Origin of the sequence: Thermococcus paralvinellae, from assembly GCF_000517445.1 — an archaeon.
GTDB lineage: Archaea > Methanobacteriota_B > Thermococci > Thermococcales > Thermococcaceae > Thermococcus_B > Thermococcus_B paralvinellae.
Genome location: NZ_CP006965.1, coordinates 413,614 through 429,068 on the forward strand (window position 1 = coordinate 413,614; position 15,455 = coordinate 429,068).

The following is a 15,455-nucleotide window of genomic DNA, read 5'->3' on the forward strand; positions in this document are numbered from 1 at the left end:
AATTCTAATAAACCTGTCTGAGCTAATACCCAGCTGATAGCTATGGAGCAAAAAATCATTGAGATGTTCATGAAGCATCTCAAATTTCAAGGGGATTTGCCATTGGGAGATGATGCTGGAGCGATAAAAATTGGCGAGGAGTGGCTGGTTGCTACAAACGACATGCTTGTAAGAGCAACTGATGTGCCGGAGATAATGACCCCGGAACAAATTGGATTTAAAGCCGTAACAATGAATGTAAGCGATTTAGCTGCTATGGGAGCTAAGCCATTGGGATTTCTCTTTTCACTTGGTGTTCCTCAGAATTTTGATATGGAATACTCAGAAGGAATTGCGAAAGGAATTGCACGGGCATCAACATTCTACAATATTCCTATTCTAAGTGCTGACACGAATGAAGCCTGTGATTTGATAATTGATGGGATTGCTTTGGGGAAAACGGAAAGGCTCTTATTAAGGAGTAATGCAAAGCCAGGTGATTTAGTTTGCGTTACTGGAGATATTGGAAGAGCTTTAGCTGGACTTAAAGTGTATTTTGAGAATCTTGAGATTGAGGTGAGAATCCAAAAAGTCCTTTACGAAAAGCTCCTCGAGCCAAAGGCCAGAATTAGGGAAGGACAGGTTTTGAGCAAATATGCTAATGCCGGAATAGACATAAGCGACGGCATGAGCAAGGAGCTACACCTAATTGCAGAGATGAGCGATGTTAGGATCGTGATTGAGTCTGAAAAATTACCAATTAGAAGAGAAGTCTTTGAAGTGGCTGAGATTTTAGGGTTAGATCCTATTGAAATTGCTTTAGCATCTGGAGAGGAGTTCGAGTTAATATTTACTATCCCAGAGGAGCATTTAAGCAAAATTGACTTTGATTTCACTGTGATTGGAAAGGTTGAAAAGGGAGAAGGAGTTTATCTGAAGCGTGAAGATAAGCTGGAAAAAATGCCGATTTTGGGATGGGAACATCTGACGAAATCCTAATAACTTTCCATATCAATTCTTTTTTGGATGCATATGAAGCGAATCTTACCCACTTACTGGCTTTTTGTTGTTTAAGAGGAGGATTCTCTGACCTCCTCTTTTTGACCAAAAGCTTAAACTACTATGAGTCTTATTTTTTCATGGTGAGACTATGAGGGAAGCCATGTATTGGGAATCTTTAGAGAATAACCGGGTGAGATGCCACTTATGTCCCCTGAACTGCATCATAGATGAAGGCAAGAGGGGCTCATGCAAAGTAAGGAAGAATATAGATGGGATACTTTACACACTCAATTATGGAAAAGTGTCCTCTATGGCTTTAGATCCTATTGAGAAAAAACCTCTTTTCCACTTTTACCCTGGTTCATGTGCATTCTCTATTGGAACTGTAGGCTGTAATATGCACTGCAAGCACTGCCAGAACTGGGAAATCAGTCAAGCTGATGAGAGATTTCCTTATCTCCAAGATGCTACACCAGAAGCAATAGTGAGTTTAGCAAAACACTACGAGTGTGAGAGCATAGCATATACATATAATGAGCCAACAATATGGTATGAATTTGTTCTTGACACGGCAAAGCTTGCCAAAAAGGCTGGGCTTAACAATATTCTCGTCACTAATGGTTACATAAACGAGGAGCCCTTTCGTGAATTGGCGCCGTATATAGATGCAATGAATATTGACATTAAAGCCTTTGACGACAAGTTTTACATGAAAATAGCCAGCGTACCAGGTGGAGAGCCGAGCAGGAGAATAGCTAAAATAGCAAAGAAAGAGTTTGGGATTCATGTTGAGCTAACTTATCTCATAATACCTACGCTTAATGATAAAGAGGATGAAATCCGAACATTTGCAAGATGGGTTGTAGAAGAGATTGGGGATGATACACCTGTCCACTTTTCGAGGTTCTTTCCGCAGTATAGGCTAACCAATCTACCACCAACGCCAGTAGAGACTGTGGAGATGGCATATAGGGTTGCAAAAGAAGAGGGATTGAAATTTGTTTATATAGGCAATATACCAGGGCATCCGGGAGAACATACATATTGTCCAAAATGTGGAAAACCTTTAATAGTGAGGTGGGGCTTTACAATTGAGGAGTATCACATTAAAGATGGAAAATGTAAGTACTGCGGTGAACAAATTCCAATAGTTGGAGATTATAGGAAGAGGCATTATAAGGGAATGTGGTGGTAAAATTGACAGAAATTGGTGTGATTTTTTATATTGAAGGTCTTGGAAATGACAGGAAAGCTTTAGAAAGAGCTATAGAGCAAGTTGTTAAAGAACTAAAGGAAGAGAATACTATAAAGGTTAAACGTGTTAAAGCTGAAGATATCATAGAGAGCAATTCAGAAGATGAACTGCTCAAGTACTCAGCTATGATTGAGGCTGAACTAGAGGGGTCTTTTAATGAAATTATAAAAGCCACCCTAAAATATTCCCCTGTTATAGTCGAGGTATTAAAACCCGGTAAATTGGAGATTAATGCAAAGGAATTAATGAGAACTTTAGGAGATGTGGCTTTATTTATGGGCAAGTTAATGGATCAATTTGGAGGATTAGCTGCATATCCTCCTCTTGACAAACTTCCCAAACCTAGAATCGGTTACAGTGATGAGGAAATTGAAGAATTCATTGTTGACGAGAGGAACGTAAGGTATCAATTTGTAATTGAGACATATGGGAAAGACAAAGAGACAATAGAAGAGACCATAATGAAAGCATTCTACCTTGAAGGATGTAAAATTAACAAGTTTGTCGTACAAGTGCAGGAAGAGAAAGAAGACAAGGTTTATGCATTAGTTGCAGCTGAGCTATTATCCTCTTTTGAAACTCTCATGCAGCTTACAGCAAAATATGCCCCGGTTGCAATTTCGATCCTTGAGCCAGAGATTATCGACGTTACTGCATCAGAACTTCAGAATGTGCTGACAGATTTAGCAGGATTTGTGAATGAACTTGTCCATAGACCTTTGAAGAAAAAGCTTGTTGAGCAAGATACTATTAAATTTAGCCTTTCTTAGTGGTTTTATTTTCACTCTAGTTTTTTAGGATTTTTAAACGGAAACCTTTTTAAGTTAAACTTGCTTCTTTTCTTGGTACTTACTTAGAATCTCCCCCAAGATTTCGACATTTGAGGAGGAAATATTATCGGCAAAAGGCGAAGAAATTGTAGGCATTTAGTAAAGCTCCTTTCAATTTTTACGGCAATTAGCGAGCTTATTAAATCGTTTGAAAGCGTCTGAAACCGAAAAGTATATATACCCCAAGTTTATAGTTAGGTATTGACAACACATTAGAAAACACTCTAGGGCTTTATGCCCAAAACCATGGAGGTGTTGAGAAATGAAAGTTAGAAAGATTGCGGCCCTTGCAGTTGGTGCCGCAATGGTTGGAGCAACGATGGGCTTTGCAAGTGCTCAAGCAAACCTTCCAGGAAAGGACTTCTTCGTTAAGGATGGTGCCCCAAACGTTAAAATCGTCGTTGGTAGCCAAGCTGCCGCAATGGACGTTGCAAGCGCAGCTGACATTGCTGTTGCATTAGGAAGCTTACTCTACACTGAAAAAGAAGTCGAGGCAAGCGGTGTTAGCGTTGTTGTTAAGAAGGACTTAACCCCAGATTACACATACTACATTCCAGTCTTTAGCAACTACTATGAAGACACTGGTGTTGACCCAAGTGCAACTGATTGGGAACAACTTACAGATAACTGGTGGAATGGAAGTGCCTACAACGGTTCATACACTGATTGGAAATCATGGACACCAAAGTTTGTTGACGAAGTAGAAAACATGGATGCAATAAATGGTGACTACCAGATTGACTGGGACTTCACAATTAATAACATTGAGCTTAGTGATGCAGAGCAGGATACAGTTACCTATGTACCAAAGAGTGCCAGCCTTGTAATTCCAGCAGGTGACTTTACAGTCTTACTCAACTACACAATTGCAAACTGGACATATAGTGAAACCATCCCAGATGACATTTGGGGTAATCTAAGTCCATCTACAACTACAGATGAAGTTCATGACGATGACAACCCAGGAGGATACACATTCTCCGGATACATTTACGATGGTGTTGGCGCTGGTGACACATTCACAGTGTTTGGCAATGAATATTACATCTTAGAAGTCTTAGCTGACGGTATTAAGTATGGTCACGACCATGGACAGCAATGGTTCCATGTTGGCGACGTCAAGGAGTTTGACGGCTACAAGATCAAGGCTATTGACATCAGTGTCAGCCCAAGCAACAAGGCACTCTTTGAGATCACAGCTCCAGATGGAAGAAGTGATCTCATAATCGTGAGCACAGACGATGGAGAGGTCGACATCAGCACCAAGTCAGACAAATTCAATCCAGGAGAAGTTATTCTCAAGCTTGATGACACCTTCGTCGGTATTGATGGCAACTTGATTGCCCAACTTGAGGTCAGAACAAACGTTGTTGACGTTCACACTGGTGACGAGCTTGTTTCAGGATGGACAGTTGACTTCCACATTGATGGTGGCAAGGTCAAGTGGATTACACTTACAAATGTCAATGACCTATCTGGAAGCACACTCGACATCCTCGGCAAATACAAGATGTACTATGAGGTTGAGAGCCATACCTTGGAGACTGATGATGCAACATACTATGCTGCAAAGGCTTACATTGTAGTTGAGCCATCAGAGCCAATCATTGATACTAAGGAGCTCAAAGTCGGAGACTATGTACCTGACACTACATGGGAAATCGCAGAGATCAAAGGTGGCACCTACACCGAAGTTACAGTCATGCACCCAACAGAGCCAATCACATACCTCGACACTGAAATTGACCCAGAGAACATTGACAGCAACCTCATCCTTGTTGGTGGACCAGTCGCAAACGCAATCACCAAGTACCTCGTTGACAACGGTTACAGCACAGTTGACTGGTACAACAGCGCTGGCGACATTGAGTACATTGAGGACTTCAACGGATTCGGTGTCCTCATCGTTGCAGGTAAGGACAGATACGCTACAAGAGAAGCTGCCAAGCAGCTTATGGAGTACTTGGCTAAGCTCTGAAGTTTCTTTCCTTCTTTTTAATTAACTTTTCTGGAGGTTTTTGGATTGAATAAGCGCCTTCTTGCTCTTGTGTTAATAATAGTTTTAATTGTAACCCCTTTGGTTGTTGCTTTTTATGGATATAGCAACTATACAAAGGCAATTGAACCACAAAAGAAGCCATTAGCCGTGAAGCCTGTTGCTGTACCTTTCGAGGGAAGAACATATCCAATTATGCTTGAAAGTTATCTCACTGGAGATCCACTAGTTGATATAAATATGACACTAAGGAGTCCCTATGAAAGAGCAACAATAATTTTGGGGGACCCAAGTTTTAAAGATTGCAAAGGTAGTGAGGCATGTGTCTGGAGGGTTAGGACAGTCTCAGAACTTGGAGCCACTATTGGAGCAGTGTTTGGAGTTAAGTACTATGTAGAAGATGTTGTAAAAAGCGGTAGCAATGAAACTGCTGCATATAAGGCCGCTAAAGAAACTACTGAAAGAATTGACAACCGATATTTAGCATTCATACCAAAAGTTGAGATAGGGCTTGGTCTCATAGGAAATAAAAAGCATCTTCTGGTTATATTAAAAGGTCCAAGAGAAGGTGCTGAAAAGAACAGAATTTACTGTCCAAAGCCAGGAGTTATAGTCCTCGAAGGAACAACTGAAGATACACTCTTTGTTGAAGTGTTACTCGTCAAAACGATAATCTCATCTCAAGTTAAATGATCACTATCTTCTCATACATTTTTCTCGTATCATTGTCAAGTAGTTTTAAAAATTCCTCTTTGCTTTTGAATGGTCTTTTTGCGAGGATTTTTGCAACTCGTTTCTTACCTATCCCTGGTAAATAGCTGAGAACTTTTGAGCTCTCTCTATTGACATTGATAGGAATTGGAACTCCAGTTATGCTCCTAAATCCATGATCAACAATTAAAACATTGTAGAATTTATTAAGTTCAATCTGTTTGGGTATACCAACTATCAGCGGATAGCTTCCAATTTGTCTCCCATAGGTTAGTCCATTGTCATGCACCTCAGCTCTGACCTCTCTTAGTATTGTCCCAACTGGAACAACTCGCTTAAGCATAGGCAAATCAATCTCGTGCCTAATTTTATACTTGTAGTGCTTTATCAAATGTTTGTGCTTTTCTGTCTTAACTTTGTCTCTCATGAACCACAGGGGCGTTCCAGGAAACACTACCACTTGGCGAATGTTAATTCTTCTGACCATTAATCCATCATCAACAAGCTTCTTAAGAAATTGGAATGTAATCTCATAGCTTTTCTTGGTCTCACCGGGTAATCCGAAGATAATATTTATTCCAGGCAAAAGCCAAGGCATGCCATTGTATCCCCTCTTAGCTCCAATTTCATTGAGAATTTTCACTGCTTCATAAGTTTCTTCAGCCGTTGTATTAAGGTTGTTCTTCTTAGCAACTTTTGGATCAGCGGTTTCCAGTCCAAATGCAACTACATTTCCGGGAGTTCCATATTTTATCAGGGTTTTTGCAATTCTAATGCTCTCCTCTGGATAGTTTGCTATTACAGCGGGATTTGCATTATCAACATGGAGTGTCTTTAGATTTGGAGCAACTTCTCTAATTCCCTTGAAGAGCTTTTCAATTGCATCTGGATTTGGAATTGGAACTCTTCCATTGGGCCTTGCCATATATGAAAAAATACAGCTCTGCCTTCCAACACGAAAATGTCTGACACCAATCTTGTAAAGGAGTTCAATCTCTTCAATAATATCCTTTATAGGTCTGTCTTCAACTTTTCTATATCTCACGGGTTCTGTACAAAAGCTGCATCCTCCGATCCCCATAGCTTTTGGGCAACCCCTCTGAGTTTCTATCTCAACTATTACGAATTCGGGATGATCTGGAAACTGCTTAACAACTTCAGCACCGAGCAAGGCATAGTCTCTAAGCTCATCATAATTTCTGAATCTAAAAGGGTCAGCATCTTTAGGGTTAGCTAAAAAATCGTATAGAAAAGCCTCTAGATCTCCATAGACTATATAATCAAAAAGCTGGTTTGCAAGCATTAGCTCTCGAGAATCTATTCTTATCCCCCCTTGATGAGCAGAACCCATGAAAGCAGGGCCACCTAGAATTTTTACGCCATTAAACTGTTTCAAAAATTTAGCCACCTCTTCCACTTGTGATGGAACTGCAGAGAGATATTTCCCCGGAGTGTGTAAACCACCAATGTAAATTATCAAATCTGCCTTTGAGAGTATTTTCCTAACCTTGAAGACATTGGGGGTTTTATTTTTTGTTTTTATTCCCTGTTCTCCCTCAAAAGTGAAGCGCAAATCATCAATGGTAAGATAAAAGATTTGAGCATTTTTTCTAGCTTTCTTAATTGCCCCATAAGCATAACGAGGATAAATTCCCAAATATGGAGGAACTCCCAAACCAGCCGGTTCATCAGTGTATCCATCAACTATTGCGACTATCATGTTCATGAGTTTAAGTGAAAGGTTTAAAAATTCACCGAATGTTAAATGCTACCTAATGTATTGATTGTAGGCTAGCTTAAAATTTGTTCTTTCATCAAGAATTCCTCAATATCTTTTATCTCTTCAACTGAAAGCTGGAAAACTCTCTTTTCGGCATGAGGAATCTTTTCAAAGATTTCTCTAATCTTTTTGAATTCTTCTTTGGTCAGTCCTAGCATGTGATATGAGTCTTTTAGAGCTTTTGATGCTTTTTTTCTTCGGTGCTGGAATAATGCTTTAACTAACCTCTCGTCGAGCTCAATCTGCTCTTCTTTGGGCTTTGGTTCTAAGATTATTACTGCAGAATCAACTTTTGGCTTTGGATAGAATGCGCCCTTACCAATTTTTTCAACAAGCTCAACATCTGCCTTTGCTTGAACCATAACTGATAAGCGTGAGTAGTTTTTGTCACCAGGTTTTGCAATCATTCTCTGAGCAAATTCAAGCTGATAAATGAGAACTGCCCTTTTAAAATCATATTTCAGAAATTTGAAAGTTATTGGAGACGATATCTGATACGGCAGATTTGAAACTATTTTATCAAATTGGGGAAATTCGACTTTAAGTGCATCTCCATGAATTATTTCAACATTTTCCCAAGAGTATTCTTTCTGAAGGATTTCAACAAGACGAGAGTCCTTCTCAACTGCATAGACTTTCTTTGCGTACTTGCTCAATTCATCTGTCAAAAACCCCAATCCAGGTCCAATTTCAAGAACACTCTCATTGGCCTTTATTTTAGCTCTCTCAATTTCTCTCTTGATAATGTCATCCACTATTAAAAAATTTTGTCCCAAATCGGAGTTTATTCTCAAGTTATATTTCGAAAGAAGATAAAAAAGGCGAGATTTAAGCATCTCTACTCCCTGAAGAGTCTGTTGTGTCCAACAAAGAGTCTGTATCTGTCTTTTCCTTGTAGTTCATCGAGAATTCTCTTTGTTATCATTTTAACTGGGTCTGGGAGCCCTTTAACTCTGTGCTTCAAGTCTTCAAAGCTTTCAAATGGCTGTCTTTGTCTCTCTTCAATAATCTCCCACATATGCTTTTTCCCAATTCCCGGTAAAAGCTCTAAACTGTGCAGCCTGTTTGTTATAGGGGGTGCCATGTTAAAGAACTTTACAAATCTTTCTTCATTGTTCTTCACGATCTCTTCTATAACATAAGGTAATTCAGCTTTTGCAGTTGGGGTTAAGTCTTCATATCTGAGCTTCCTATTTATCATAAGGATTTTATCTCTTTGTCCCTTTCCTATGAAAACCCTCTCATATAACATTAAATCTGTCTTGGGGATAACCTCCAGAAGAGTAAATGCCTTTTCTCCTATAACTTGAGCAATTGGTTTATTGTCCCTCTTCATCCTAAAGTGCTCCATATCAATGTAACCAGTGGGTAAATAATCTAACACGTAAGCATACTCTTCATATTCTGTGTTTTTCTTCTTTTTTATGCTTTGCATATATGAGTGTTTTCTATAATAATCCATTTTCTCTCCCCCAGAAGATATACATCTAAGAGGTTTTTATATTTTTGTCTGCTTTCTTATAGAAAAGTATGAAGCAGAAAAAGAATAGAAGAAATCACTCTCTGTATTCATCGAGTATTCTGATTATCTCTTCGGCTTCTTCATTGGTTGGCATGTAATCTTCTTTGGCAAATATTACTCTGATATCTAAGTAGTCTTCTGGCATAATGTCAATAATTTTTGTTGCTAATCTTTCATCCATCCACTCAAATGCAGAAATTAGCTTATCTTTAAGCTCCTTTGCTTGTTGTGGTGTAACCTTTGCAAATCTTTCTGCATGCTCAAGGCTTATTCTTGCTTCATAAAACATTGGCTCTTCTGGATTTTCATCTAACCCTTCCTCTCTTCTTTTCAGCAGTATTTCTTTTGTTTCTGCAATTGTTAAATAGTGCTCTTCAAGCTTTTTCCTTCCTATCATTTTAGGTCACTTCTGAGGTCTTAAGTGAACTGGGTGGATAAAGAACGTCTTAACCTTTCCACCATCAGTTATCTGGACGATGTAGGCATCGCCTCTCTTGCCTACAACGGTTCCAGTTCTACCGTGGAATCTTGGGTCTGGCATGCCTTTGTGATAGCTTGGCTCAATTACAATGTGAACTCTCTGTCCAACCTCAAACTCTTGGAGGAATCTCGTGAGTGGTGGAAGTCCTCTCCTCCTTGGGTGCTTGCTAAGCTTACCCCTTGTTTTCCTCCTAAAGCTGTGCGCTTTTTGAACCATATCAATCACCTCTTAGGGTTTTAATTAAATTTCAAGGCTTTAGGAATTTACAATTTTAAGTTTGCTTTTCAGCGAAAGGGTCTTTCCCCAAGTGTCATAAGCTCATTTACATAAGCGTTTATAAAGTTTTCACCTTATCATCTAGGATATTCAACACATCTAACTTTTCACACCATGCTTTCTTTCCTAGGATTTCTGAGACTGATGGAGTTGTTCTTCCATTATCTCCAGATATAAGTTCCTTAATGTATAATCCCCCATCTGTGATTAGTCTAAGCTTGAAATGCTTATTATCAATAATTTCCGCCTTAACATCATAAACTTTTCTAACCCTCACAATGTCCGCTCTTCTTCTCAGAACTCTCTTTGGAGTCCTTTGGTAAATTGTGCAATTTTGGAGCTTTTCTACAACTTTCTTTACATCCTCAGCTGTTATACCCTCTTCAATATAAACAAGAGCTTCGTACTCTTTTTTGTGATTACTTGTGAGTATTTTTTTCATTTCCTCTCTGTTAATGAATTTTAAATCTAGAACCCCCACCTTTTTGCTCTGATTAATCTCTTGGGCAATCTTTTCCAAGTTAATTTTCCTCTTTATGGGTTTCTTTATTTCTACAACAAAGGGTCTCCCATTGCCAAGCATTCTAACGTCAACATCCTCTCTTCCGGCTCCATGGAAGATGCACTTACCCTTTGTTGCTTTTGAAAATGGCTTGCAAATTATTGAAGCAACACTCTCTTTGAAACCCTTTAGTGGTGTCTGGGGAATACCTCTTACAAGCTTTCTATACTTGCCATAAATGTATAATGGCTTTATCTGGAGTTCAATCCTCTCATTATAGGGATCAATAATGAAAATAATATCTGGATTTTCTTTATCAACGGGCTTTTGGAAGAGAACTTCAAGAAACTTTCCCACTTCTCTGTTAAATTCCCTGTTAATTGGTTCAGAAAATTCTAACTCAAACTCTTCCCATAGCTGCTTTTCTTTATCCATGATCTCTTTTGGAAATCTTGAGCCGACAAGAAAGCTCTCAAACTCAATTCCCAGCCTTTGGGCTTTATCATAACACAATCTCGCGAAGTATTCAGTTTTTTTGAAGATATTTCCACAGAGCTCACACTTCTCAGGCTCTTCAAAAGTTGACATTCCTCTTGCTTCTCGCTCCATATTGAGGACTAATCTAATTGATTTTCCCCTAATATAGTTGGTACTTTTGCCTAACATGCCAAAGGCTCTTCCAAGACAGTTGTTGCATAGGCTGCACTTTTCCAAGATTTTTTCTGACTTTTCAAGTATCACTCTCATCACCTGTCAAATATTCAATGTGAAAGGGATTTTCAGCTTTTAATATGTCATCTGTCCAACCTTAAGCTTTATATCCTAATGTTGTCAATTAGCTTTGATGCCAATGATGACTCGAAGGCAGAGGATAATAAAGCTTTTGGAGGAAAGAGATTACAGTGTTAGTGAATTAGCCATGATGCTTGATATGAGAGGAAAGGGTAGTAAAAAAGCAGTTCTTGAGGATTTAAAAGCAATCTCTAAGATATTAAAGCGCGAAGGGAAGATTCTACTCATTCAGCCTGCTGTTTGCAGGAAATGTGGATTCATATTTAGGGCTGAAATAAACATTCCTTCAAAATGTCCTCGTTGTAAGTCCCAGTGGATTGAGGAGCCGAGATTCAAGATAGGGGTGAAATGAGATGAGAAAAGTTGAGGTTTTTATGAAAGAGAAGGGAGTAAATCCAGGAGATTACGTCGAAGTTGTTGAAAAAGAAAATGGAGGTCACAGTATCTACAGAGGTTTAGTAATGCCCCCTTATGAGCTTTCAGAGGGAGAAACACTTACATTAAAGCTCGACAATGGTTACAACATTGGAATTCTTGTTGATCAGATAGTTGAAATTAAAGTTCTTGAAAAAGCTAAGCCAAGAGAAGTGAGAAAATTCAAGGCTCTTTTGCCTAAGAAGCCGAACTTGCCCAACGTTACAATCTTTGGAACCGGTGGAACAATTGCATCAAAGATTGATTATAAAACTGGTGCTGTTCATCCGGCATTTACAGCTGAGGAATTAGCTTTAGCTGTTCCGGAGATATTTGAAATAGCTAATATAACTCCAAATCTCATTATGAACATTCTCAGTGAAGATATGAAGCCAGAATACTGGGTTAAGATTGCTCATGAGGTTGCCAAGGCTTTAAATGAAGGAGAGGATGGAGTTATCATTGGACACGGAACAGATACAATGGGATACACCGCAGCGGCATTAAGCTTCATGCTAAGAGATTTAGGAAAGCCTGTTATTTTAGTTGGTGCGCAGAGAAGCTCCGATAGACCCTCAAGTGATGCTGCAATGAATCTTATCTGTTCAGTTAGGATGGCCACTGCTGATTTTGGTGAAGTTGCCGTTGTTATGCATGGTGAAACTGGTGATACTTATTGTTTAGCTCACAGAGGTACAAAAGTCAGGAAGATGCACACTTCAAGAAGAGATGCTTTTAGAAGCATAAATGATATCCCAATAGCCAAGATTTGGAGTGATGGGAGGATAGAGTTCCTTAGAGATGATTATAGGAGGAGAACAAATTCCGAGGTCTGGGTAGATGATAAAGTTGAGGAGAAAGTTGCTCTTGTAAAGTCATTTCCAGGTATGCAAAGCGAGATCATTGATTTCTTCGTTGATAAGGGTTACAAGGGCATTGTTATAGAAGGAACAGGTTTAGGACATACACCGACTCATCTTATACCCTCAATCGAAAGGGCAGTCCAAGAAGGGGTAGCAGTTTGTATGACAAGTCAGTGTATCTATGGGAGGATAAACATGAACGTTTATTCAACGGGTAGAAAGCTTCTCAAAGCCGGAGTTATTCCATGTGAAGACATGCTTCCAGAAACAGCTTATGTAAAGCTAATCTGGGTTCTTGGACACACTCAGAATCTTGAAGAAGTTAGAAAGATGATGCTAACGAACTATGCGGGTGAGATAACACCTTACACAAGATTTGATACATATCTGAGGTGATGATGATGGAACTTAATTACAAAGAGCTTGGGCTTAAAGTAGGATTGGAGATTCATAGACAGCTTGATACTAAAAAGCTGTTCTCACCTGTGCCAAGTGAGCTTCATGAAGAAGTTGATTTTACATTTCAGAGAAAGTTAAGACCAACAATGAGTGAGCTCGGAGAGATTGATCAAGCGGCTTTAGAGGAATTCAAAAAGGGGAGGATTTACATTTATGAAGGAAACTACGAGTTCAGTGATTTAGTTTACATGGACGAAGAGCCACCTCACATGCCGGATGAAGAAGCTTTAAGAGTAGCTCTTCAAATTGCATACCTTCTCAACGCTACTCCCGTTGATGAGGTTCACTTCATGCGTAAAATCGTTATTGATGGATCCAACGTTTCGGGCTTCCAGAGAACTGCAATAATAGCGATGAACGGAAAGGTTGATACTCCATGGGGTAGCGTTGGAATTCCAACAATTTGTCTGGAGGAAGATGCTGCGAGAATAATTGAGAGGGAAGATGGCAAAGTGATTTACAGGATTGACCGTTTGGGAATTCCATTAGTTGAAATTGCAACAACTCCAGATATTCACCACCCAGAACAAGCAAAGGTTGTTGCCAAATACATAGGGGATGCCTTGAGGGCAACAAGAAAAGTCAAGCGTGGTCTGGGAACAATCAGACAAGACTTGAACGTTTCAATTAAAGGTGGTGCAAGGATTGAAATTAAAGGTGTCCAGGAGCTGGACATGATACCCATCATTATTGAGCGTGAAGTTTTAAGGCAACTAAACCTCCTTAAGATTCGTGATGAACTCAAGAAGAGAAGGGCAAGTGAGGAAGAATTGAAAGAAGAGTTCTATGATGTCACCGACATCTTCGAGAACACCCAATCAAAGATTATCTCAAAAACCATTAAGAAAGGTGGAAAGGTTCTTGCATTAAAGCTTCCAAAGTTCAGAGGGCTCATTGGTTATGAAATTCAACCAGGAAGAAGATTGGGTACAGAAATGGCAGACAGGGCGAAGAAATATGTTAAAGGAATATTCCACATTGATGAATTACCTAATTATGGAATCACGCAAGAGGAAGTTAATGCAGTCATTGAGAGACTTGGCTTAGGAGAGCAAGACGCTTTTGTTCTAGTTGCGGCCGAGGAAGAGACAGCCAAGAAAGCTTTGAGAGAAGTCCTTCAAAGGGCTAAAGAAGCACTTCATGGAGTTCCAGAAGAAACAAGGAGAGCCCTGCCAGATGGAAACACACAATATATGCGTCCACTGCCAGGTAAAGCGAGAATGTACCCAGAGACAGATATTCCGCCTATACTCATAACGAAAGAAATGAAGGAGGAAATCCTTGCTAACCTTCCGGAGCTTCCACAAGCTAAGGTTGAGCGCTATGTCAAGGAGTTCAAGATTGACAAGAGCTTAGCCAAAACACTGGTCGATGATGAAAGGGATGAGCTGTTTGAGGAGCTTATTGAGATGGGTGTTAAGCCTTCATTAGCTGCGTCAATCCTTGTGGTTGTTCTTAAAGGTCTGAAGAAAGAAGTCCCAATTGAGAACATAACCGATGAGCACATCAAGGAGGCATTTAAGCTTTACCTTGACAACAAGATTGCCAAAGAGGCGTTTGAAGAGATATTCAAAGAGTTGGCATTACATCCAAAAAAGACAGCTCTTCAGGTTGCAGAGGAGAAAGGACTTACCCTTCTCAGTGAAGAGGAAGTAGAGAGAATCATTGACGAGATAGTTCAGCAGAACATTGATGTTATCAAAGCTAAGGGAATGGGAGCAATGGGTATGATAATGGGAAGGGCTATGGCAAAGCTCAGGGGCAAAGCTGATGGTAAGCTCGTCAGTCAATTAGTCAGGAAGAAGATTCAGGAGCTTAGCTCTTAATTTTCTTTTCTTCAATAAATTTTTAAGTACCAACCCATAAAGTAATTTTGGTGAGCAAATGCCAATAGCAACTTCTCCAACAATTCCTATATCAAGAAAGCGATGGGAAAAGGGTCTTAGGGAATCCTCAAAGAATAAAAAGCTGAAAAAAGAGGAGTTTAGATTAGTTTATGTTAGGATCAAAACAAAAGATGATAAAACTGTAGGTGAAGCTGCTAAAGAGCTCGAGATGAGGTTTAAGGAGTTTTCTCCGGCAAGACTTATTGAGCCAGATGACATAAATTTGCTCCTAGCGGTTGAGAAGTGCCTAAAAAATAATCTGCCAAGGATTTATGTTGTTGAGCTAACAGATGGTATCAGCAGATGGTTTTATGTGTTTCCAAGTGCAGAAAGGATAAAATTCGAAAAGAAGGATTTATATCGTGTGTTTATAGTCAAGAGAAGAGAAGCTCTTGAAGAAGTTTTAGAACGAATTGCAAGCGGTGAATTCTCTAAAAAGTTCAGATTGAGTTTTTTAACTGTTCTTCAAATCTTAATTGGGTTTGCGCCATTTGTCATAACATATATTGCAGGGGATACAAAATCCTTGAAAGACCTGTTTAATTATCTGATCTGGGCTGGTGCACTCATTTCTGCGATTCAGGGAATTAAAAGGGGATACAAAGAGAAAAGCTGGGAAGAGTAGTCAGTGCATCGGCTCCTCATCACAGCTCAGAGTGAGGGAAAAAGTCATCATCCTCAAATAGAGTTGGGTGGCAAACTTTTAA

General features: G+C 39.5%; 15 protein-coding genes. 9 read left to right on the forward strand and 6 right to left on the reverse strand.

From position 1 onward, the window contains the following. Positions 1 to 42: 42 nt before the first annotated feature. From TES1_RS02330 to TES1_RS02350, 5 genes are all read left to right on the forward strand, one after another. Positions 43 to 978 carry a thiamine-phosphate kinase gene (locus tag TES1_RS02330; protein WP_042679860.1) on the forward strand — a complete coding sequence of 312 codons (936 nt, stop codon included), beginning with the start codon at positions 43 to 45 and terminating at the stop codon, positions 976 to 978. Between the two features lie 151 nt (positions 979 to 1,129). Next, a complete protein-coding gene (gene amrS, locus TES1_RS02335; protein WP_042679861.1) occupies positions 1,130 to 2,176 on the forward strand; it encodes an AmmeMemoRadiSam system radical SAM enzyme in 1,047 nt (348 codons plus the stop codon). A 2-nt stretch (positions 2,177 to 2,178) separates the two neighbouring features. Next, complete coding sequence (locus tag TES1_RS02340) at positions 2,179 to 3,006, forward strand: hypothetical protein (RefSeq protein WP_042679863.1); 828 nt, start codon at positions 2,179 to 2,181, stop codon at positions 3,004 to 3,006. A 322-nt stretch (positions 3,007 to 3,328) separates the two neighbouring features. Beyond that, positions 3,329 to 5,044, forward strand: a complete 1,716-nt coding sequence (locus TES1_RS02345) for an S-layer protein (protein WP_042679865.1) — start codon at positions 3,329 to 3,331, stop codon at positions 5,042 to 5,044. 45 nt (positions 5,045 to 5,089) lie between these two features. Continuing rightward, positions 5,090 to 5,755 (forward strand): hypothetical protein, encoded by a 666-nt coding sequence (locus tag TES1_RS02350; protein WP_051408157.1) that lies wholly within the window; start codon positions 5,090 to 5,092, stop codon positions 5,753 to 5,755. On the opposite strand, the gene TES1_RS02355 is transcribed toward TES1_RS02350, so the two are convergent. The 6 genes from TES1_RS02355 to TES1_RS02380 form a co-directional block, all read right to left on the reverse strand. Next, a complete protein-coding gene (locus tag TES1_RS02355; RefSeq protein WP_042682660.1) occupies positions 5,748 to 7,493 on the reverse strand; it encodes a radical SAM protein in 1,746 nt (581 codons plus the stop codon). The genes TES1_RS02350 and TES1_RS02355 overlap by 8 nt on opposite strands. A gap of 71 nt (positions 7,494 to 7,564) precedes the next feature. Beyond that, positions 7,565 to 8,389, reverse strand: a complete 825-nt coding sequence (gene rsmA, locus TES1_RS02360) for a 16S rRNA (adenine(1518)-N(6)/adenine(1519)-N(6))-dimethyltransferase RsmA (RefSeq protein ID WP_042679866.1) — start codon at positions 8,387 to 8,389, stop codon at positions 7,565 to 7,567. A 2-nt stretch (positions 8,390 to 8,391) separates the two neighbouring features. Then, positions 8,392 to 9,015, reverse strand: a complete 624-nt coding sequence (locus tag TES1_RS02365; RefSeq protein ID WP_042679867.1) for a DUF655 domain-containing protein — start codon at positions 9,013 to 9,015, stop codon at positions 8,392 to 8,394. Positions 9,016 to 9,109: 94 nt separating this feature from the next. Next, positions 9,110 to 9,472, reverse strand: a complete 363-nt coding sequence (locus tag TES1_RS02370) for an RNA polymerase Rpb4 family protein (RefSeq protein ID WP_042679868.1) — start codon at positions 9,470 to 9,472, stop codon at positions 9,110 to 9,112. 6 nt (positions 9,473 to 9,478) lie between these two features. Further along, the gene (locus TES1_RS02375; protein ID WP_042679869.1) at positions 9,479 to 9,772 is read right to left on the reverse strand and encodes a 50S ribosomal protein L21e; all 294 of its coding nucleotides are present in this window, start codon (positions 9,770 to 9,772) and stop codon (positions 9,479 to 9,481) included. A 118-nt stretch (positions 9,773 to 9,890) separates the two neighbouring features. Beyond that, positions 9,891 to 11,075 (reverse strand): tRNA pseudouridine(54/55) synthase Pus10, encoded by a 1,185-nt coding sequence (locus TES1_RS02380; RefSeq protein WP_042679871.1) that lies wholly within the window; start codon positions 11,073 to 11,075, stop codon positions 9,891 to 9,893. Between the two features lie 109 nt (positions 11,076 to 11,184). On the opposite strand from TES1_RS02380, the gene TES1_RS02385 reads away from it, so the two are divergent. From TES1_RS02385 to TES1_RS02400, 4 genes are read left to right on the forward strand one after another with little or no spacing between them, the layout of a single operon-like run. Beyond that, positions 11,185 to 11,478: a transcriptional regulator gene (locus tag TES1_RS02385; protein WP_042679873.1), complete on the forward strand. Its 294-nt coding sequence runs from the start codon at positions 11,185 to 11,187 to the stop codon at positions 11,476 to 11,478. Between the two features lies 1 nt (position 11,479). After that, the gene (gene gatD, locus TES1_RS02390) at positions 11,480 to 12,799 is read left to right on the forward strand and encodes a Glu-tRNA(Gln) amidotransferase subunit GatD (RefSeq protein WP_042679874.1); all 1,320 of its coding nucleotides are present in this window, start codon (positions 11,480 to 11,482) and stop codon (positions 12,797 to 12,799) included. Then, positions 12,799 to 14,688, forward strand: a complete 1,890-nt coding sequence (gene gatE / locus TES1_RS02395; RefSeq protein ID WP_042679876.1) for a Glu-tRNA(Gln) amidotransferase subunit GatE — start codon at positions 12,799 to 12,801, stop codon at positions 14,686 to 14,688. Before gatD ends, gatE begins: the two co-directional genes overlap by 1 nt. A 58-nt stretch (positions 14,689 to 14,746) precedes the next feature. After that, positions 14,747 to 15,373 carry a hypothetical protein gene (locus tag TES1_RS02400; RefSeq protein WP_042679877.1) on the forward strand — a complete coding sequence of 209 codons (627 nt, stop codon included), beginning with the start codon at positions 14,747 to 14,749 and terminating at the stop codon, positions 15,371 to 15,373. Positions 15,374 to 15,455 lie beyond the last annotated feature (82 nt).